1 protein-coding gene is annotated in these 684 nt (G+C 62.3%); it reads right to left on the reverse strand.

Annotated elements, in window-relative coordinates:
- Positions 1–382, reverse strand: a 382-nt coding sequence (locus tag F6Q13_RS18995) for a hypothetical protein (RefSeq protein WP_293059825.1), incomplete at its 3' end; no start/stop codon positions are given.
- Between the last annotated feature and the right edge of the window lie 302 nt (positions 383–684).

Raw genomic sequence — 684 nt, forward strand, 5'->3', positions numbered from 1 at the left:
CCTCTGGGATCACCAAATCGCCTGTGACCACTTCGCGACGAGCCGGTGCGACGCCATTAAGCAGGGAAATCGCGTGGTCAAGGCGTTCGGCGCACAACGACGCCGCCCCATCAGCTCGCAGCACGTCCAGGAGCCGCCGCGCGATATCGCGTAGGGGCGCCTCGATCTGCCCACCAGACGGACGCACCTCATCCCGAGCGAACAATTCCCGCATCTTTCGCTTGGCGACCTTCTGCGCCTCGACTGTGGCGTCGGCGATTGTGATTTCGTCGTCATCGAAAGGCTGTGCGATGACTGCGATCAACTCGGCAAGCGGCCGAGGATAGTGCTTGCTCCACGCTTCTACCAACTGCTTGCGTTTCGCGCTGCGATCGCTCGACATCCCAACACTCCTAAACCAGTGGATCTTTGGGCATGGTCACCCCAGATTGTCCTTCGGCGGCGGCGCCAGAGCAATAACCAGCACAGGTCAAAGTAAGCTGGCACAACCCCGCCGCCCCGGCTTACCGTCTGAGCGACTATTGTCAACGGCGGCCAAAAACTGACCGCTTTCGCCGGGAGCATAGCGGATGCATCGCCATATCGGGTCTGCCCGCCGGGCCGCATCGGCCGCGGATTCGCGCCGCAGAATTGTCACGTCCTCGGTGATAGCCCGCAGCAGCCGAAGGACGCGGACCTCATCGA

Origin of the sequence: Mycobacterium sp., assembly GCF_008709575.1 — a bacterium.
Classification (GTDB): domain Bacteria; phylum Actinomycetota; class Actinomycetes; order Mycobacteriales; family Mycobacteriaceae; genus Mycobacterium.